Raw genomic sequence first — 19,116 nt, 5'->3', positions numbered from 1 at the left:
CCCGCCATGGCAATCGCTCCTCGCAATCTCAATTCAGATCCGTAGACCCGATCCCCATGGACCTGTGGCCACAAGAGCCCGTCCCGGGATTGCGAAGCAAGAGACATGACAATGGACGCGAACAACCAATCCTCCCCTAAGGGCCAATCTCACAAGGGGATGCCGGCGGCGGGTATCAAGTACCAGCCCTATCCGCAGATCAACCTGACCGACCGCACCTGGCCCTCGAAGACCATCACCAAGGCGCCGGTCTGGTGTTCGGTGGACCTGCGCGACGGCAACCAGTCGCTGGTCAACCCGATGGGCCATGACCGCAAGGCGCGGATGTTCCAGTTGCTGCTCGACATGGGTTTCAAGGAAATCGAGATCGGTTTCCCTTCGGCCTCGCAGACGGATTTCGACTTCGCCCGCTGGTGCATCGAACAGGGCAACGTGCCCGAGGATGTCTCGTTGCAGGTTCTGGTGCAGTGCCGCCCGGAGTTGATCACCCGCACTTTCGAGGCCCTGCAGGGCGCCCATCGCCCCATCGTGCATTTCTATAACTCCACCAGCGAGTTGCAGCGCCGCGTCGTGTTCGGCAAGGATGTCCACGGCATCAAGCAGATCGCCGTCGATGCAGCCAAGATGATCACCGACATGGCCGCGAAGGCCGGCGGCGGCTTCCGTTTCGAATATTCGCCGGAAAGCTTCACCGGCACTGAGCTGGAGGTGGCGCTGGAGATCTGCAACGCCGTCATCGAGGTGGTGCAGCCGACGCCCGAGGACAAGCTGATCCTCAACCTGCCCTCGACGGTCGAGATGGCGACGCCCAACGTCTATGCCGACCAGATCGAATGGATGTGCCGCAACATCGACAAGCGCGACAGCGTCATCATCTCGCTGCATCCGCATAACGACCGCGGCACCGGCATCGCCGCCACGGAACTGGCCCTGATGGCCGGCGCCGACCGCGTCGAAGGCACGCTGTTCGGCAATGGCGAGCGCACCGGCAATGTCGACGTCGTCACCCTGGCGCTGAACATGTTCACCCAAGGGGTCGATCCGGAGCTGGACTGCTCCGATATCGAGCGCATCAAGTCGGTCTACGAATATGCCAACGAGATGGTCATTCCCGAGCGCCATCCTTATGTTGGGGAACTGGTCTACACCGCCTTCTCCGGCTCGCACCAGGATGCGATCAACAAGGGCATGAAGGCGATCAAGGTCGCCAACAAGCCCTTGTGGGAGGTGCCTTACCTGCCGATCGACCCGCAGGACGTCGGCCGCACCTACGAGGCGATCATCCGCATCAACTCGCAGTCGGGCAAGGGCGGCATCGCCTATATCCTGCAGCAGGATTACGGCATCAACCTGCCGCGCAACCTGCAGGTGGAGTTCCGCGAGGACATCCAGCGCATCACTGACGAGGAAGGCAAGGAGCTGCCTTCGAAAAGCATCTACAACCGCTTCATGGAGCGCTATGTCGAGCAGCCGCAGGCGCGCCTGAAATTCGTCGATCACCACACCTATCCGGTCAGCGAGCAGAAGGGCGTGCGCATCGTTTCCGCCGAGATCACCGACAGGGGCGTGACCAAGCAGATCGAAGGCCGCGGCACCGGTCCGATCGACGGCTTCATCAATGCCTTGTCGATCTATCTCGGCATCGAATTGTCTGTGGCGGATTACTCCGAGCATTCGCTGCAGCATGGCTCGAATGCCGCTGCCATCGCTTACGTTGAGGTCGAATATCCCGGCGGAAAGCTGTTCGGCGCCGGCATCAACAATAACATCGTCACGGCGTCGCTGGAAGCGATCGTCTCGGCCGCCAACCGCGTGCTCGAACTGAAGGGCTGATGCCGTCTCCGGCGGAAGGGGCAAGCCTCTTCCGCCATCCCTGCCTTCACAAGAGGGACGACGCCTTCTCGGCGATCTGCGTCAGCGTCGCCTCGGAGGACGGGCCGACGACCACGTAGGACGCGTTGGGCCGGGTCCAGGAAATCAGGCCGATGTCGTCGCGAATCGTCTCGTCCAGGCCTTGTGTCTTGGTGCCGGGCGCCTTGTTGCTGGCCTTCATGAAACAGATGGCGATGACGTCGTCGTCATCGTTGCGATAGAGCAGTTCGCCGACCGGTTTGCCCTCGGCGACCAGTAGCCGGGCGCCGCGGAATTGCAGGCCTTCACCGGTTAGGTCGGGCAGGGCGAAGGAAACGCCGACGCTTTCCGTCAGCCATTCGACGATATGGTCGGCATCCGAGGCCGGCACCTCGGCCAGATGCCGCTGCTGGCGGGAATAGACGCGATGATAGGCGGCGATGTCGTCCAGCCAGCTTTTCGCCGGCAGTGCGGCCAGCGCCTGCGGCGCCAGTGCCGCGCCCGTGGCCTGTGCGCCCAAGAGATAGCCGATGCCGCCGCCGACGAGGAACAGGAACAGGCCGGCGGCCAGCGCCTGCGGGCCGGTGGGCGCGATGCGGATGGTGCGCAGCAGCGATTTCAGCGTCAGGCGCGGGCCGGGCTTTTCGCGTGGGGGCTGCGCCTGCTTGATGGCGCGCACCAGAGCCAGCGGAACCGGTTCCTTCACCAGCTCGTCCATGGCGGCTGTGCCGGTCTCCGAGCCGCGCTTCAGCCGCTCGAACAGGTCGCGGGCATCGCCGTTCATCGAAAGGAGTCGTTCGAGTTCCTGCTGTTCGTCCTGCGCCACTTCTCCGTCGAGAAGGGCCGACAAACGTACCTCAAGCGGCTGCTTTCGAAGATCCTGCATTCGGCTCACGCTCTCCTTGCTTCTTCCTCGGCCACAATCATGGCCATTTTCAGCCTGGCCGCGGACAGGCGCGCCGTGACGGTGGCGACGGGAATGCCGAGAATTCCTGCTGCCTCACCATAGCTGCGCCCCTCGACGTTCACGAGCACGAAAACACTCGCCAATCCCTCGGGCATAGAGAGAATCGTCTCGTGAAGCGGGTGGGCAGGAGAGATTCTTTCACGCGATGCCGGATCGTGGCTTGCCTGCGTGGCGCGGGGCGGGCGTTTTCGCGCTTCCTCCGCCCAGAGAGTGCGGGCGAGGGTGTAGATCCACTCGTCCAGCCTGGCTTCGCCCTCATGCATCGGGCTTTTGGCGATGGCGCGCTCGCAGGCTTGCAGCACCAGCGCGTCGGCATCTGCGGCATCGCGGGCCAGCGTCATTGCGAAACGGCGCAGCTTCGGCAGCAGCCCGACCAGGCTGCGGCGAAGGTCGTCCATATCCGATACTGCCGTTTCATGCATTGCCGTTCAATCCAGACGCGCGGGAACGCGGTTGTGAAGCCGATCATGATGGACACTTGCCAGATCATGCGCCCGTCCGGCAGTTTCCGAGGGTACAAATCCCAGGGCTTGCGCGTGCGCATTCCAAGGTATGAATCAACCGACCGCGCTCTGCAAGCGGTTTTGGTGGCAAGCGGGCTAATCCAGCAGGGTGACGCGGTTCTCCAGCGCCATTTCGCGCCCATCCGGCGTAAGCCCGTAGCGTTCGCATTCCAGATGCCAGGCGCCGGCGCTGCCGGAAATGTGGAAAAGATTGTAGGCGGCCGGCGGTTTCTTACCGCCGGGGCCCTGCGAGGCGGAGGCGATGCCGACCACCGGCACCGGCCTCGTCTGGCCGCGCAGCCAGTAGGTGGTGTTGAGATGAGTATGGCCGTGCAGCACCAGTTCGGCCCCGCCCGAGGAGATGGCGGCGGCGAAACGGCGGATGCCGAACATGCGCTTGTGCGGCGACGTCGCGCCCCGGATCGGCGGATGGTGGATCAGGACGACGCGGAACAGCCCTGCCTCACCGGCGGCGCGCAGCATGTTGACTGTCTCTCGCGCCTGGCGGCGGCCGAAATAGCCGCTGGCGGAAAAGGGCGGCGTGGCGATCGAGGTCGAGCAGCCGATCAGCGCCACCGGTCCGCGCACGCGCATATAGGGGAAGATCTTGCGCTCCTCGTCCCAGGCGGCAGGGTTGTTGTCGCCGCACACATAGCCGTACCAGGCGTTCATCGCCTTGTCGTGGGCGCCGGCGACATAGGCGTCGTGGTTTCCGGGCACCACGGACGTGGTTTCCGGCGAGCCGACTTCCTCCAGCCAATCGGCGGCGGCGCGAATCTCGATGCCGGTCGCGAGGTTGACGAGATCGCCCGTTATCGCCAGATGATCGGGCGCCTGCCGCTCGATGTCTTCGAGCAGTACATCCAGCGTATCGGTGAAAAGATGCTTGCGCCGGTTGCGATGCCAGTTCACAAACCCGGTGATGCGCTTGGAGGCCAGTTCCCGGAAGGTCAGTTTCGGCAGAGGCCCGAGATGGACATCGGAAATATGAGCAAGCTTGAACATGGGGCGCAGACATAAAGCATTTACGCGGAAAGGGGAAACCGGTTTTCCGGCTGGAATTGCGACAAATCGGAGCATTTTCAGCCGTGGACGAAAGCGGGCTTTCCCATGGACATGTGCGACAGCAGGACGTTGACGAGACCTGGCTTCGAGGAGCACGATAAAATGATGGCACGCCTCAAGCCCCGGCTGAAGATCATCGCCACCCGATTGCTCACCTCAAACCTGCACCGCGTCTTCGCCGTGACGCGTGGCATGACGCTCGGCGTGCGCGCCGCCTGTTTCGATGCGGAGGGGCGGATCTTCCTGGTGCGCCACACCTATGTGCCCGGCTGGCATATGCCCGGCGGTGGCGTCGAGCATTACGAAAGCGCCGGCGACGCGCTGATCAAGGAGCTGCGCGAGGAGGGAAACCTCGAAATCCTCGGCCAGCCCGCGCTGTTCCACATTTATTTCAACCGCAACGCCAGCAAGCGCGACCATGTTCTGTTTTACCGCGTCGACGTGCGCCAGACCGCGCCGCGCCCGCCGGATCGCGAGATCCGAGACTGCGGCTTCTTTGCGCTGGATGCCCTGCCGGACGGCGTGACACAGGCCACGGTGCGGCGGCTGGCGGAATTGCGCGGGGAGGAACCGCCGGCGATGATCTGGTAGATCGCCTCAGGCCGCAGCCAGCCTTTCGCGCCCATGTGGGGTCGTCAGGTCCAGTTCAGGGCCGACGGGAACGATGCGGGTCGGGTTGATCGTGGGATGGCTGCGGTAATAGTGGTGCTTGATGTGGTGGAAATCCACCGTCCCGGCCACGCCCGGAACCTGATATAGTTCGCGCAGATAGGCCGACAGGTTCGGATAATCGGCGATGCGGCGGATGTTGCATTTGAAATGTCCGACATAGACCGGATCGAAGCGCACCAGCGTCGTGAACAGCCGCCAGTCGGCCTCCGTCAGCCGGTTGCCGACCAGATAGCGCTGGCGGGACAGGCGCTCCTCCAACTCGTCCAGCGTCTCGAACAGTTTCAGGACGTTCTCTTCATAGGCGTCCTGCGTCGTCGCGAAACCGGCCTTGTAGACGCCGTTGTTGACGCGATCGTAGACACGGTCGTTGATCGCATCGATCTCGGCCTTGAGATGCGGCGGGCAGTAATCGTCGCGATTGCCGGTGAGATCGTCGAAGGCGCTGTTGAACATGCGGATGATTTCGGCCGATTCGTTGTTGACGATGGTCTGCGTCTTCCTGTCCCACAGTACCGGCACGGTCACCCGGCCGGAATACTGCGGATCGGCACGGGTGTAGATCTGCCAGAGGTAGTCGGCGCCGAACAGCGGGTCGGCCATGCCGTCCTTCTCCGTATCGAAGGTCCAGCCGTTTTCCAGCATCAGCGGCGAGACGGCGGTGACCGGAATGATCTCCTCCAGCCCTTTCAGCTTGCGGAAGATCAGCGTGCGATGCGCCCAGGGGCAGGCGAGCGACACGTAGAGGTGATAGCGGTCGCGCTCGGCGGCAAAGCCGGCCTGGCCGCTCGGGCCGGCGCTGCCGTCCTTCGTCACCCAGTTGCGGAATTGCGAGGCGGCGCGCTTGAAATGCCCCCTGTTTTCCCTGGTGTCATACCACACGTCCTGCCAGACGCCGTCGACGAGCCGTCCCATATCAAATCTCCTGTCGTTATCTGGCGGCTAAGATAGACCGTGGCGCGCAGCTGGCGAGACGCCAAACAATGAACGGTGCGTTTTTACCATTGGACAAACGAATATTTTCTGATATCCGCTTTGCCATTCTCTTTTTGGAACTTGATCGATGACGACCCTTCGGAGCCTGCGACGACGCTGATGATCTCAAACACGCCATTTTGGCGTGGCTGAATACATCCGCATGTCCGCATCCTCCACGGTACAGTCTCACCATGCTCAAGCACGATCTGGTCTATCTCACCGAAGACGCAACGCACGACGCCGTCATCGAACTCATCAACGACGAGGCTTTCGGCCCCGGCCGGTTTACCAAGTCGTCCGCGCGTATCCGTGAGCAGGGGCCGCATGACCGGGCGCTGTCCTATGTCTGCTGCGACGATGGCGAAACCATTGCTTCTGTGCGGATGACGCCGGTGCTGGCGGGTTCGGTTAAGGGCCACCTGCTCGGCCCGCTCGCCGTCCGGCCGTCGCACAAGAACCGGGGCATCGGCCGCGAACTGGTGCGGATCGCCGTGGACGCGGCCCGGCGCAAAGGCTCGGAAGCCGTCATCCTTGTCGGCGACGCTCCCTATTACATGCCGCTCGGTTTCGAGAAGGTCGCTTATAATGCGCTGACCTTTCCTGCGCCTACCGATCCCGCCCGGATTCTGGTGGCGCCGTTTGCGCCCGATACGCATTCGCGGCTGAAGGGTGTCATTACCTGGCGGGACAAGGCGGTCGAGGCCGAGGCTGTCGAACGGTTGCTGAAAAGCGCCTGACGGCGGCTATCGCCTATAAGGCATAGAGTGGCGCCCGTCTTCCTTCTGTGGGAAGGGTGCCCAAGGGGCCGAATGAGGGGCTTTACCCAACCAGCCGCTTCTGCAAAAACCAGCGCGTTCGCCCCTTGGGAAAATCGTCGAGAGCGCCAAAAACCACAAAACCCTGTTTTTGATAGGCGCGCAGTGCCGTGGGATTGAAGGTATCGATCCAGGCGCCGTGGCAGCCGCGTTCCATTGCCTCGTTTTCGGCTGAAGCGAGCAATCGTGCCGCCACGCCCTGGCCGCGCAAGGGTTCGGGCACGAATAGCCATTGAACATAAAGCCAGCCCCAGGCGGTGAAGCCGGCGATGCCGCCGGTAACGGTATCCTGCTGGCGCAGGAGGACCGCAATGCCTTCTCGACCCGAAGGGCCGACATCGGCGGCGTTATAGGCGCCGAGGCCGTCACCGAGGACGGCGATGTCGTCGGGGGAGGGCGTTGCGGTCACCTCCAGCGTGAAGGGCGCCGTCATCGTCCCTCGCGCCACCACATCGAGGCAAAGGCGAACAGCAGGATGGCGACGCCGAGGAAGCCGGCGAACAGCGGCAGCGTGTCGATGCCCTTCAGCACCGTCTCGTCGGTCATGCGGATCGCCATGCGGCCGGGATCGGCGCTGCGCACCACGCCGCGCACCGGCAGGATCGGCGCCAGGTCGATGCTGCCGCCAGCACTTGCGACGCGGGTGACGAGGCCGTTGGTCTCGGCCGCCAGCGGCTTCAGCGTGTCGGTGGTCGAAACCATCGCCTTGAATTCCGGCGCATCGACGGCGCCGATATGCACCAGCGTAGACAGGGTGCCGTTCTCGATCTCGAACAGGCCGGTTTCGTCGACCTTCTGCTCGGCGCGGTAAAGGCCGGGTTCGGTCAGCGACAGCGGCACCTGTTCGGTGCGGCCGGAGGGATATTTGACGGTGGCCGGGCCGGGATCGTCGCCGACCGTCTGGCGGGTGATTTCCAGCGTGCGGCCGGCGGCGCGGGCGGTCAGCGCCTCTTCCTCCAGCGTCGGTTCCTTCATCAGCCAATGGGCGATGCGGCGATAGAGCTGCACATGCGGGCCGCCGCCTTCGAAGCCGCGCGCCCAGAGCCAGCCTTGGTCGGAGAGCAGCATGGCGACACGACCTTCGCCGGCGCGGTTCAGCACCAAGAGCGGATGGTTGTCGGCGCCGACCATGACCGTCTGGCCCTGCGGCGGATCGACATCGACGGTGCGGAACCAGCGGCCCCAGTTCGGCGGCTCCTGCGTCGCACCATCGAGGCCACGGGTGACGGGATGTTTCTTGCCGGCCTCCGACAGGCGCGGATAGAAGGGGGCTTCGTCCATGCGGCCGGTCGGGGCGGCCGGCAGCACGGTCGCCAAGGGCGTCATGGCGATGGAATCCTCGCCGGCATGTTCCGGCCCCGCCGCGATCAGCAGCGCGCCGCCTTTCTGCACATATTGGGCGATGTAATCGTAATAGAGGATCGGCAGCACGCCGCGATGCTGGTAGCGGTCGAAGATGATCAGGTCGAAATCGTTGATCTTCTCGACGAACAGCTCGCGGGTCGGGAAGGCGATCAGCGACAATTCGTTGATCGGTGTGCCATCCTGCTTTTCCGGCGGGCGCAGGATGGTGAAGTGAACCAGGTCGACCGAAGCATCGGATTTCAGCAGATTGCGCCATGCGCGCTCGCCGGCATGCGGTTCGCCCGAGACCAGCAGCACGCGCAGGTTCTCGCGGATGCCCTCGATCAGGTGGACGGTCTTGTTGTTGGTGGCGGTGACTTCGCCGGGCAGTTCCGCCACAGTGAATTCGAGAACGTTGTTGCCGCCGCGCGGCACCTTGAAGGTGAAAGGTGTATCCTGCCCCGGCGTCGCCGTCAGCGTGGCGATCTCGGCGCCGTTCATGCGCACGGTGACATTGGCCGCGCCGCCCGGCGACGGTCCGTCGTCGCGCACGCGAAAGGTCAGTTCCTGATCCTGGTTGACGAGGCCGAAGCGCGGGGCGCGGACGATCTCGATGCGGCGGTCGAATTCGTTTTCCTTGCCGGTGATCAACCCGTGCAGTGGCGCGTCGAAGCCGAGGGTCTCGGCGGAGGCCGGCAGGTCGTGGATCTGGCCGTCGCTGATGAAGATCGCCCCGCCGATGCGCGCCGGCGGCACATCCGAAATGGCCGAGGAGAGAGCGGAGAACAGCCGCGTCGAGGGCGAATCGGAGTCCTCATCGTCCTTCGCTTCGATGAAGCGCGGCTCGATGCGCGGGAAGCGGGAGAGGCGATCCTTGAGCTGCGCCAGCGCCTCGTCGGTCATCGCCTGCCGTTCCGGCGTCTGCTGGCTCTGGCTGCGGTCGATGATCACGGGCACGACGGTGGAAAGCTGCTCGCGATCCTCCTGCATCAGGATCGGATTGGCGAGCGCGCCGAGAAGCGCAATGGCGGCGAGGCTGCGGATCAGCGTGCCGCGCACGCCCTTCCACAGGCCGAGCGCGGAGGCCAGCACGACGATGACGGCGAGCCCGGCAAGCACCGCCCAGGGCAGGAAGGGGGAGAAACCGATGGTCATGCTATTGTCCCAACCGTTCCAGCAGGGCGGGCACATGCACCTGATCGGCCTTGTAGTTGCCGGTCAGCATATACATCATGATGTTGACCCCGGTGCGGAAGGCATATTCGCGCTGCATCTCGTCCGGCGGCACGGTCGGCAGCACGGGGGCGCTGTTGGCGTCGATGGCCCAGGCGCCGGCGAAATCGTTTCCGGTGATCATGATCGGCGACACGCCGTCGCCCTGCGAGGCGGTGGCGCCGGCATTGCGCGCTTCCTGCCGCGCCTCGATCCAAAGCGGGCTGCCGGAATAGCGGCCGGGGAAGCTGGAGAGCAGGTAAAAGGCCTTGGTCAACACGTGGTCGCCGGGCACTGGCTCCAGCGGCGGGATATCGAGATTGGCGAGGATTTCCTGCAGACGTTCGCCGTTCGGGCTCGTCGCGCCGGACTGGTCGAGGGCGCTGAACTGGTCGCGGGTGTCGAACAGCACCGTGCCGCCGGAGCGCATATAGGCGTCGATGCGGTTGATCGCCGCCGCCGAGGGCATCGGAGCGGTCGCCGAAATCGGCCAGTAGATGATCGGGAAGACCGCCAGCTCATCCTTGGTGATATCGACGCCGACAGGCGGGGCCGGCTCCAGCGTCGTGCGATAGGTGAGGTATTCGGTGAGCCCGTTCAACCCCTGCTCGGAAATGCGGTCGACATCCGGCTCGCCGGTGACGACATAGGCGAGATGGGTGTTGGTCAGCCGGTCCATCAGCACGTCGTCGCCGGGTTTCGAATCGTCGGCCCGGGCTTCCGGCAGCGGCATGAGGGCCACGGCGCCGGCGATGAGAAGCAGGGCGGCAGTGGCGCGGCCGGCCTGGCGCAGGCGGCGGGCGAAGGCTCCGTTCATGAAAAGCACAATCAGCGTATCGGCCATCAACAGCAGGAAGGCGAGGGTGAAGAGCGCGGGCTTGGCCGACCAGGCCTGCTTGCCGATCAGCGCCTCGCGCAACACGGCGGTGCCGCTCGGTGCCGGCAGCAGCGGCTTCAGCACGGCGCCGGAGGGAAGCAGGTTGAGGGCGGTGAAACCGTCTTCGCTGCCATAGAGGCCGGGCGGGTTGTCGAAGGTCGAGGCGGTCTTGGTGAGATCGCGGCGCGGATCGAGCGGCTTGGCGGTGCCGGTATCGGCGATCAGCGCGCCCTTGGCGTCGAGCAGACGGAAGGGCGGCAGGGCTTCGGCCGTCGTCGCGCCGCCGGCCTCGGCGGTCGCGCCGCCCGAGCGGGAAAGCTGCACGATGCGGCGTAGCATCTCGACGAACTGGCCCGAAATCGGCAGGTCCGACCAGGTGGCCTCGGCGCTGACATGGAAGAGCACGATGCGGCCGCCATTGACGGCGCGGGTGGTGACCAGCGGCGTGCCGTCGGCAAGGCTCGCCCAGGTGCGCTCGGCCAGATCCGGCGTCGGTTCGGCCAGAACCTGCCGCTTGACGAGAATGCCGTCCGGCCGCGCCATGCCGGCGAAGGGACCGGTTTTCGGAAAATCGGCGAGCGGCTGCGGCTCGGCCCAGGACAGCGCGCCGCCAAGCGCGCGTTCGCCCTGACGCAAAACCACCGGCACCAGCGGATCGTCGGCGGGCGCAGCGGCAAGGCGCGGGCCGGCAAAGCGGATCAGCGTGCCGCCATTGGCGATCCAGCGCTGCAGCGGCGCATAGGTCTCCTCCGGCAGGCGGCCGATATCGGCCATGATGATCACGGACGGATTGGACGACAGGATTTCCGGGATGGATTGGGCGAGATCGGCGACCTTCGGCTCGATCAGGTCGGCATAGGGCTGCAGCGCGCGGTTGATGTAATAGAGCGGCGACAGCAGCGGCTGGAATTCGTCTCCGACCTGGCCCGAGAGCAGCGCCACGCGGCGGCGCTTGAAGCCATCGTCCAGCAGGTGGACGGTGCCGGCATTGGCAAGACCCTCGACACTGACGCGGGCGAAATCGTTGCGCATCTCGAAGGGCGCGGCGACGGTGCCGGTCGCGATCGTCTCGCCGGGGGCGAAATTCAGCGTACCGTTGGCGATCGGCCGGCCCTGTCCGTCCTGCGCGGTGAGCGTGAAGGCGGCGGCCGGCGCGCCGTTCAGGCGGCTGGCGGTGACGCTCATCGTCTCGGTGCCGTTGGCGACGGCAGTGAGCGCAAGGGATGACGCGCCGTCGCCTTCGATCAGGCGCAACTCGCCGGGTTTCAGGGCCGCAAGATCGGTGAGCGTGGCGTCATTTTCGCCGGTGGCGATGCCGTCGGTCAGGAAGGCGATGGTGCCGGGGGGCTGACCGTTCAGCGCGGCGCGGATCGCCTCGATGGCGCGGGCGCGATCCGGCAGCAGCGGCTTGACGGTCGCGGCCAGCAGTTTTTCGCGGGCGCGGGTGGCGTCGGCGGGAACGGCGTCATGGGTCAGGTCGGCGGTGAAGGCGAGGCTGACCGGGCGGTCCTGCGCCTCGGCATCGTCGATCAGGGCGTTTGCGGTTTCGAGACGGCGGTCCCAATCACCGGCGGCGGCCCAGGAATTGTCGATGAGCAGCACCAGCGGTCCGGTCGCCAGTGCCGTCGTGCGCTGGTTGACGACGGGATCGGCCAACGCAAAAATCACCGCCGCTGCCAGCAACATGCGCAGCAGCGTCAGCCACCACGGGCTTTGCGCCGGGGTCTCCTCGCGTTTCAGCACGCGGGCGAGCACGGCGAGCGGCGGAAAGGCTTCGGCCCTCGGTTTCGGCGGCGTCAGGCGCAGCAGCCACCAGATGACCGGCAGCGACACCAGCGCCAAAAGGATCGCCGGATTGGCGAAGGCGAAGGCACTCATGCCATCCCTCCATGCGATGCTCCGTGCGGGCCGGCGGCGGGCATGCCGGAGAGATACATATGCACCGCGACCAGCGCCTCGGAGGCGAGGCGGTCGGTGCGGTGGCTGACGAAATTCCAGCCGAGATGGCGCAGCGACTGCCCGAGGTTTTCGCGACGGGCGCGATAGACGGTCTGGTATTCTTCGCGCAGCGTTTCGGCGCGGCCGGCGACCAGTTTTTCGCCGGTCTCAGGGTCGATGAATTCGGTGCGGCCGCTATAGGGGAACAATTCTTCGGCCGGGTCGGAGATCTCCACCACATGGCCCTGCAATCCACGGCGGGCGAGCGGCGCGAGACGGCCGATCACGTTGTCTGCGTCATCGAGGAAATCGCCGATCAGCACGAGGTCGCTGGCGCCGCGGATCATCCGCGTATCCGGCAGGCCGGCGGTCGGCGGCGCATGGATGAGCGCCGTCGCCAGCCGTTCGGCGGCGTTGCGGGCGGAAATCGGCTCCATGATGCCGGGGCAGCCGATGCGCTCGCCGGAGCGGGCGAGGATCTCGGCCAGCGCCAGCATCACGACCAGCGCCCGGCTTTCCTTGGAAACCAGGCCGAGGGTGGATTTGTAGAGCATCGAGGGCGACATGTCGGCCCAGAGCCAGATCGTATGTGCCGCCTCCCATTCGCGGTCGCGCACATAGGTATGGTCGTCGCGGGCCGAGCGGCGCCAGTCGATGCGCGACAGGCTTTCGCCATTGGCATAGGGGCGGAACTGCCAGAAATTCTCGCCGATGCCGCGCTTGCGCCGGCCATGCCAGCCGGCAATCACCGTATTGGCGATGCGCCGCGCCTCGACCATGCAATCGGGCACGAGAACGGCGCGCTGGCGCGCCCGCGCCAACGCATCCTTGCCCGGTGTCGGAGTGACGATCTCGCCGATCGAAGCCAAGCGTTTTTCCTTATTTCGCGCATTTCCTGACGGAAAACCGGTGTCCACTTTTCCGGGAAATGCTTGCCTTAGTTACGGGCCTGTTTCACCAGCCCGGCAATGACATCGCGCACCGACATGCCTTCGGCGCGGGCGGCGAAGGTCAGCGCCATGCGGTGTTGCAACACCGGTTCGGCCAGCGCATGCACGTCGTCCAGCGACGGCGCGAGGCGGCCTTCATACAGCGCGCGGGCGCGGGCGCAGAGCATCAGCGCCTGACCGGCGCGCGGGCCTGGACCCCAGGCGACATGCTTGTCGGTGCTCGCATTGCCCTGGCCGGGACGCGCCGAACGCACCAGCGACAGGATGGCGTCGACCACGGCATCGCTGACCGGCATCTGGCGGATGAGTTTCTGGATTTCCATCAGCCGGCCGGCATTCAAAACCGTTCCGGCCTGTTCCTCGGCAAGGCCGGTGGTCTCCAAAAGAATGCGGCGCTCGTCGGCCAGATCGGGATAATCGACATCCACCTGCATCAGGAAGCGGTCGAGCTGGGCTTCGGGCAGGGGATAGGTGCCTTCCTGCTCCAGCGGGTTCTGGGTGGCGAGCACATGGAAGGGGGCCGGCAGGTCGAGCCGCTGGCCGGCGACCGTCACATGATATTCCTGCATGGATTGCAAGAGCGCCGATTGCGTGCGCGGGCTGGCGCGGTTGATTTCGTCGGCCATCAGCAATTGCGCGAAGACCGGGCCCTTGACGAAGCGGAAGGAACGGCGGCCATTCTCGTCCTGGTCCATCACTTCCGAGCCGAGGATATCCGAGGGCATCAGGTCGGGCGTGAACTGGATGCGGTTGGCATCGAGGCCGAGCACGCCGCCCAGCGTATTGACCAGCTTGGTCTTGGCAAGGCCCGGCACGCCGACCAGCAGCGCATGGCCGCCGGAGAGAACCGCGATCAGCGTGTTCTCGACCACTTTCTCCTGGCCGAAGATGACCTTGCCCACCTCAGTGCGCACGGCAGCGATATCGGCCAGCGCGCTTTCGGCGGCGGCGACGATCGCCTTTTCATCCAGGTCCGTCTCGGCGGCGTTCATCATGCCCATCTCGTTCTCCATCACGTCATCAGGCGATTCGTGCATTCGTGAACGACATGCCCTAGACTTGCAACTTATTCCCAAGTTTACGGCTGACAAGCGCGTTTCGAATGACTAGTTCCTTGTTTGTCGCATGTCGTCATCACAAAACCGCTACCCACTTTTGTACGACATGTTCTATCTCGTGACTGTCTTTCTCAAGGCATTCACCCATATGCCCTAAAAGTAAACCGGGACACAAAGATGGCAGGGGAAGAAATCGGCAAGACGACCGACGCTGCGGGACTGGCGGCGCTGATTACCCGCGCCGCCGCCGACAGGAACGACGGCGCCAAGGGCATGCCGCCCGTGGAGCGCTGGAATCCGCCCTTCTGCGGCGATCTCGACATGGAAATCCGCGCCGACGGCACCTGGTTCTATCTCGGCACGCCCATCGGCCGCGCGCCGCTGGTGCGGCTGTTTTCCACAGTCTTGCGCAAGGACGAGGACGGCAAGACCTATCTGGTCACGCCTGTGGAAAAGGTCGGTATCCGCGTCGTCGATGCGCCCTTCGTCGCCGTCGAGATGAGCGTGGGCGAGGAAAACGGCGCGCCGGTGCTGACCTTCCGCACCAATGTCGGCGATGTGGTGACGGCCGGGCGCGAGCATCCCTTGCGTTTCGTCATCCAGGGGGAGAATGCCGAGTTGAAACCCTATCTCCTGGTGCGCGGCCGGCTGGAAGCGCTGGTGTCGCGGGCGGTGATGTACGATCTGGTCGAGCTTGGCGAGGTGATCGACGTCGAGGGGCGGGCAATGTTCTGCCTCCGCTCCGGCGGCGAAATCTTTCCGGTCATGCCGGCCGACGAACTGGACGCCCTGTCGCGATGACGCTCGACCTGCCGCTTTATTCCGCCGCCGAATTCCGGCGCCGCGCGCTGGCCCAGAACGGCTCGCCCATCGACCGCGCCTGGCGCGAGCATGGCGATTTCCTGCTCAATCCCGATCTCTGGACCAGCCTCGAAGGCATCCGGCTGAAGGATGCGGCGGTGCTGGTTCCCGTGGTCGACGACGGCGACGACGCCAAGGTGATCTTCACCCAGCGCACCACCAAGCTGCGCAAGCATTCCGGCCAGATCGCCTTTCCCGGTGGGGCCATCGATCCCGAGGACAGCAATGCCGAAAGCGCCGCGCTTCGCGAGGCGACGGAAGAGATCGGGCTCGATGCCGGTTTCGTCGAACCCGTTGCCCGCCTGCCGCAATATCTGGCGGCGACCGGCTTTCGCATCACGCCGATCCTGTCGGTGGTCAAGCGCGGCTTTCACCTGACGCTCAATCCGCATGAGGTGGAAAGCGTCTTCGAGGTGCCGCTGTCCTTTCTGATGAACCCCGCGAACCACACCCGCGACAGCAGCGTCTGGCAGGGCATCGAACGGCATTTCTACCGCATGCCCTATGAGGACTGGATGATCTGGGGCATCACCGCCGGCATCGTGCGCACACTCTATGAAAGGCTTTATGCATGACCAATCTTGGCGCAGAAGACTGGTTTCGCGATCCGGCCCTGACGCGGGTGCTCGACCTGCTCAACCGCGATAGCGGTGAGGGGCGGGTGGTCGGCGGCGCAGTGCGCAACAGCCTGATGGGCCTGCCGGTCAGCGATATCGACATCGCCTCGTCCCTGCCGCCGGAAAAGGTGATGGAGCGTGCGGCGGAAGCCGGCATCAAGGCGGTGCCGACCGGCATTGCGCATGGCACGGTGACGCTGGTGATCGACGGCCGGCCCTTCGAGGTGACGACGCTGCGCCGTGACGTCGAAACCCATGGCCGCCATGCCACCGTCGCCTTTACCACCGACTGGCAGGCGGACGCCGAACGTCGGGATCTGACGATCAACGCGCTTTATGTCGACCGCAACGGCGATATCGTCGATCTCGTCGACGGTTTGCCGGATATCGAGACGAAGACGGTGCGCTTCATCGGCGATGCCGCCCAGCGCATTGCCGAGGATTACCTGCGCATCCTGCGCTTCTTCCGTTTCTTCGCCCATTACGGCAGCGGCCGCCCGGATGCGGCGGGCCTGCGCGCCTGTGCCGCCGCGCGCGACAAGCTGGCGACGCTTTCGGCCGAGCGCATCTGGTCGGAGATGAAGAAGTTGCTGAGCGCGGAAGACCCCGGCCGGGCGCTGTTGTGGATGCGGCAGGTCGGCGTGCTCACCGCGATCCTGCCGGAATCGGAAAAATGGGGCATCGACGCCATTCCGGCGCTGATCGCCACCGAAAAGGCGCTGCGCTGGACGCCGGATCCGCTGCTGCGCCTCGCCGCTATCGTGCCGCCGGATGCGGTGCGGCTGGAGGCGATGGCCAAACGGTTGCGGCTATCGAAGGACGAGGCGGCGCTGCTGCTTGCCTGGGCGAAGGCGCCCGCCATTTCCGACACCATGGCGCAGACCGCCTTCGACCGGCTGCTCTATGCGCATGGGCCGAAGGGCATCTGCGTGCGTCTGAAACTGGCCTTGGCTTCGGCGCGCGCCAAGGCCGAGGGCGGCGATGTCGACGCCATGCAGCAGGCGGCGCGGCTGACCGCACTTCTTGCCCGTGCGCAAAGCTGGAAGAAACCGGATTTCCCGGTAAGCGGCGCCGATGCGCTCGCCGCCGGCCTCGCTGCCGGTCCGGCGGTCGGCAAGGCGTTGCAGGCGCTGGAAAAGCAGTGGGTCGAGTCGAATTTTTCGCTCGACCGGGCAACGCTGGTCGCCCGGCTGGCGGCGATGAAATAGGGCTTCCGTCGTCATGCTCGGGCCTGTCCCGAGCATCTGCAACGTATTGATTTTCGAGACGTTAGCAGATCCTCGGCACAAGGCCGAGGATGACGAAAGAGAGGTTTTCAGCCGTCGCTATCGTCAGGATGCGGCGCGTTGCGGGGAGGCTTCGTCGACGATGCGGGCCTTGATGTTGTCGATCATGTTTTCGCGGATGATGGTTTCGCCATGGGTCGAGCGCATGTGCTCGACGGCGCGGCGGACCACTTCGGCATCCTCCGTGGCGTGGGTATGCCACTCGCAACCCGGAACGAGCGTACCGCATTCGAACAATCTCATGAGACTTCTCCCTTCGATCTGCCATCGAAAACCGACGAGCCTCTCGGGAGGCCCGCCATCACATGGCGTTGCGCCTTGCCGAAGGCAAAACGCGGAACGGGCGAAAAAGTTCACCGTGGACGCGGCTTTTCGGTCCGTTCTAAAAGAGCCTTACTCGGGAATGGCCCAGGCCTTGAAGCAATCCGAGGATTGGTAGCGGTCGGCCGCGGCGTTTCTGGCGCGTTCTTCCGGGATGCCGCTCTGCTGGCCGGCGAGTTGCAGCTTGACTTGTTCGATGAAAAAGGAACGGGGCAGGTCGCTATCGCTGTTCTGCCGCAGATTTTCGGCAAGGCGGCCGATGAATTCCTCCGTACCGAGCTGACGGGATGGGTCAGCGGAAACCTGATTGCCGGACATGCTGGCATTCTCAGTCATGCTCATCCTCCTCCGATGGAATCACATGACGAGACGATATCATGCCGCCGACGCGGCATGAATCACTATTTCAGGAGGATATAAAACTTTACGGTATCCGGTCTTTTTGTCGCATGTCACAAAACCGCTACTTAGGGCCAGCGCACCATTGGCGGCAGCGACGACAGGATCGATTCGACATTGCCGCCGGTCTTAAGGCCAAAAATCGTGCCGCGATCGTAGAGCAGGTTGAATTCCACATAGCGGCCGCGGCGCACGAGCTGTTCGTCCCGATCTTCCTGCGTCCACGGTGTATTGAAGTTCGAGCGCACGATCTTCGGATAGACCATGGCAAAGGCGCGGCCGACATCGCGGGTGAAGGCGAAATCGGCATCCCAGCCGCCCTTTTCCTCCGGCGAATGCAGCCAGTCGTAGAAGATGCCGCCGATGCCGCGCGGTTCGTTGCGGTGTTTCAGGAAGAAATATTCGTCGCACCACTGCTTGAAGCGCGGATAATCGGCGACCGGGTGGCGGCTGCAGGTGATCTCCATCGCCTTGTGGAACAGCACGCTGTCGGCATCCTCGTCGGTGCGGCGCCGGTCGAGCATCGGTGTCAGGTCGGCGCCGCCACCGAACCAGTGCGAGGTGGTCACCACCATGCGCGTGTTCATATGCACGGTCGGGACGTTGGGGTTGATCGGATGAGCGATCAGCGAAATGCCGGAGGCCCAGAAACGCGGATCCTCGGCAGCGCCCGGAATCTGCGCGCGAAAATCGGGCGCGAATTCGCCGTGCACGGTCGAGGTATGCACGCCGACCTTCTCGAAGACGCGGCCTTCCAGCATCGACATGCGGCCGCCGCCGCCTTCGCCGTCGTCCCGCTGCCAGTCCTTGGCCGTGAAGCGGCCGGGAGCACGATCGCTCAAAGGCCCGGTGAGTTCGTCTTCCAGCGCCTCGAAGGCGGCGCAGATATGGTCACGCAGGCCCTCGAACCAAGCGCGCGCCTCCGCCTTCTTGTTTTCGATGTCTTCCGGCAGGCCCTGCGGCAATTGCGGTCTTTCCATCTTTCACTCCCGGCGATTCCTCGGGCCAAACCCCGTTTGCCGCCTTATACCCGGCCTCCGCCGGCCCGCAAGACATCTCTGGCGCGAATGTGAGCGGCGAAATGACTCGCAAATGGCCCGATGCCGCATTATCTTTGAAACGAGAGGTATCGTATGGCCAAGGTTCCCGGACCGCCGTCCCTCGACGGCTTGCGGCAGCGCATCGCCCGTCACCGCCAGCAGACGCCCGAGCGTGGCGCCGGCCAGTTCGTGCGCGAAACCTTTACGCTGACACGGCCGGAAGCCCGCGCCAAGGCGCGCGAATGGTTTGACGCCTTCCCGAAGGCCGCCTATTGGACCGAGGTGGAAAGCTGGCGCCAGCTCGAAGGCGATCGCATCGAATTCACCATGCGCCGGCTGCCTTCCGCCGATTGAGGCGTTTTCCG

At 64.6% G+C, this 19,116-nt stretch carries 19 protein-coding genes; 7 read left to right on the top strand and 12 right to left on the bottom strand.

What is annotated here, in order from left to right; translation table 11 throughout:
- Positions 1-111: 111 nt before the first annotated feature.
- Positions 112-1,833 carry a 2-isopropylmalate synthase gene (gene leuA, locus P7F60_RS07020; protein WP_277916993.1) on the top strand — a complete coding sequence of 574 codons (1,722 nt, stop codon included), beginning with the start codon at positions 112-114 and terminating at the stop codon, positions 1,831-1,833.
- A gap of 46 nt (positions 1,834-1,879) precedes the next feature.
- Here leuA and P7F60_RS07015 read toward each other — a convergent pair whose 3' ends face one another.
- From P7F60_RS07015 to P7F60_RS07005, 3 genes are all read right to left on the bottom strand, one after another.
- The gene (locus P7F60_RS07015; protein ID WP_277916992.1) at positions 1,880-2,737 is read right to left on the bottom strand and encodes an anti-sigma factor; all 858 of its coding nucleotides are present in this window, start codon (positions 2,735-2,737) and stop codon (positions 1,880-1,882) included.
- Between the two features lie 5 nt (positions 2,738-2,742).
- Entirely contained in the window at positions 2,743-3,240 is a 498-nt protein-coding gene (locus P7F60_RS07010) for an RNA polymerase sigma factor (RefSeq protein WP_277916991.1), read from the bottom strand.
- 177 nt (positions 3,241-3,417) lie between these two features.
- The gene (locus tag P7F60_RS07005; protein ID WP_277916990.1) at positions 3,418-4,326 is read right to left on the bottom strand and encodes a metallophosphoesterase; all 909 of its coding nucleotides are present in this window, start codon (positions 4,324-4,326) and stop codon (positions 3,418-3,420) included.
- Between the two features lie 162 nt (positions 4,327-4,488).
- Here P7F60_RS07005 and P7F60_RS07000 point away from each other — a divergent pair, with 162 nt between their 5' ends.
- Positions 4,489-4,977, top strand: a complete 489-nt coding sequence (locus tag P7F60_RS07000; RefSeq protein ID WP_277916989.1) for an NUDIX domain-containing protein — start codon at positions 4,489-4,491, stop codon at positions 4,975-4,977.
- A gap of 6 nt (positions 4,978-4,983) precedes the next feature.
- On the opposite strand, the gene P7F60_RS06995 is transcribed toward P7F60_RS07000, so the two are convergent.
- Positions 4,984-5,970, bottom strand: coding sequence for a glutathione S-transferase family protein (locus tag P7F60_RS06995; RefSeq protein WP_277916988.1), 987 nt, complete (start codon positions 5,968-5,970; stop codon positions 4,984-4,986).
- A gap of 254 nt (positions 5,971-6,224) precedes the next feature.
- Between P7F60_RS06995 and P7F60_RS06990 the strand changes: the two genes are divergently transcribed.
- Positions 6,225-6,770 (top strand): N-acetyltransferase, encoded by a 546-nt coding sequence (locus P7F60_RS06990; protein ID WP_277916987.1) that lies wholly within the window; start codon positions 6,225-6,227, stop codon positions 6,768-6,770.
- Positions 6,771-6,852: 82 nt separating this feature from the next.
- Here P7F60_RS06990 and P7F60_RS06985 read toward each other — a convergent pair whose 3' ends face one another.
- From P7F60_RS06985 to P7F60_RS06965, 5 genes are all read right to left on the bottom strand, one after another.
- Positions 6,853-7,281: a GNAT family N-acetyltransferase gene (locus tag P7F60_RS06985; RefSeq protein ID WP_277916986.1), complete on the bottom strand. Its 429-nt coding sequence runs from the start codon at positions 7,279-7,281 to the stop codon at positions 6,853-6,855.
- Positions 7,278-9,347 carry a hypothetical protein gene (locus P7F60_RS06980; protein ID WP_277916985.1) on the bottom strand — a complete coding sequence of 690 codons (2,070 nt, stop codon included), beginning with the start codon at positions 9,345-9,347 and terminating at the stop codon, positions 7,278-7,280. Before P7F60_RS06980 ends, P7F60_RS06985 begins: the two co-directional genes overlap by 4 nt.
- Position 9,348: 1 nt before the next feature.
- On the bottom strand, positions 9,349-12,159 hold the full coding sequence (locus tag P7F60_RS06975) for a DUF4159 domain-containing protein (protein ID WP_277916984.1): 2,811 nt from the start codon (positions 12,157-12,159) through the stop codon (positions 9,349-9,351).
- Complete coding sequence (locus tag P7F60_RS06970; protein ID WP_277916983.1) at positions 12,156-13,088, bottom strand: DUF58 domain-containing protein; 933 nt, start codon at positions 13,086-13,088, stop codon at positions 12,156-12,158. Before P7F60_RS06970 ends, P7F60_RS06975 begins: the two co-directional genes overlap by 4 nt.
- A gap of 68 nt (positions 13,089-13,156) precedes the next feature.
- Positions 13,157-14,170, bottom strand: coding sequence for a MoxR family ATPase (locus P7F60_RS06965; protein ID WP_277917204.1), 1,014 nt, complete (start codon positions 14,168-14,170; stop codon positions 13,157-13,159).
- Between the two features lie 234 nt (positions 14,171-14,404).
- On the opposite strand from P7F60_RS06965, the gene P7F60_RS06960 reads away from it, so the two are divergent.
- The 3 genes from P7F60_RS06960 to P7F60_RS06950 are packed head-to-tail and all read left to right on the top strand — an operon-like array spanning position 14,405 to position 16,913.
- Positions 14,405-15,028, top strand: a complete 624-nt coding sequence (locus P7F60_RS06960; protein WP_277916982.1) for a DUF1285 domain-containing protein — start codon at positions 14,405-14,407, stop codon at positions 15,026-15,028.
- Positions 15,025-15,663, top strand: coding sequence for a CoA pyrophosphatase (locus P7F60_RS06955; RefSeq protein WP_277916981.1), 639 nt, complete (start codon positions 15,025-15,027; stop codon positions 15,661-15,663). Before P7F60_RS06960 ends, P7F60_RS06955 begins: the two co-directional genes overlap by 4 nt.
- The gene (locus P7F60_RS06950; protein WP_277916980.1) at positions 15,660-16,913 is read left to right on the top strand and encodes a CCA tRNA nucleotidyltransferase; all 1,254 of its coding nucleotides are present in this window, start codon (positions 15,660-15,662) and stop codon (positions 16,911-16,913) included. The genes P7F60_RS06955 and P7F60_RS06950 overlap by 4 nt, the downstream gene beginning before the upstream one ends.
- A 123-nt stretch (positions 16,914-17,036) precedes the next feature.
- Here P7F60_RS06950 and P7F60_RS06945 read toward each other — a convergent pair whose 3' ends face one another.
- From P7F60_RS06945 to hemF, 3 genes are all read right to left on the bottom strand, one after another.
- Entirely contained in the window at positions 17,037-17,234 is a 198-nt protein-coding gene (locus P7F60_RS06945) for a DUF1059 domain-containing protein (RefSeq protein ID WP_277916979.1), read from the bottom strand.
- A 150-nt stretch (positions 17,235-17,384) separates the two neighbouring features.
- Positions 17,385-17,648: a hypothetical protein gene (locus P7F60_RS06940; protein WP_347276855.1), complete on the bottom strand. Its 264-nt coding sequence runs from the start codon at positions 17,646-17,648 to the stop codon at positions 17,385-17,387.
- Between the two features lie 131 nt (positions 17,649-17,779).
- A complete protein-coding gene (gene hemF, locus P7F60_RS06935) occupies positions 17,780-18,691 on the bottom strand; it encodes an oxygen-dependent coproporphyrinogen oxidase (RefSeq protein ID WP_277916978.1) in 912 nt (303 codons plus the stop codon).
- Between the two features lie 153 nt (positions 18,692-18,844).
- Here hemF and P7F60_RS06930 point away from each other — a divergent pair, with 153 nt between their 5' ends.
- Positions 18,845-19,105 (top strand): hypothetical protein, encoded by a 261-nt coding sequence (locus tag P7F60_RS06930; RefSeq protein ID WP_277916977.1) that lies wholly within the window; start codon positions 18,845-18,847, stop codon positions 19,103-19,105.
- Positions 19,106-19,116: the final 11 nt, after the last annotated feature.

This window comes from Rhizobium sp. YJ-22, assembly GCF_029601685.1.
Classification (GTDB): domain Bacteria; phylum Pseudomonadota; class Alphaproteobacteria; order Rhizobiales; family Rhizobiaceae; genus Metarhizobium.
Note: the sequence above shows the minus strand (reverse complement) of the source record. Positions and strands in the feature narration are given on the sequence as shown.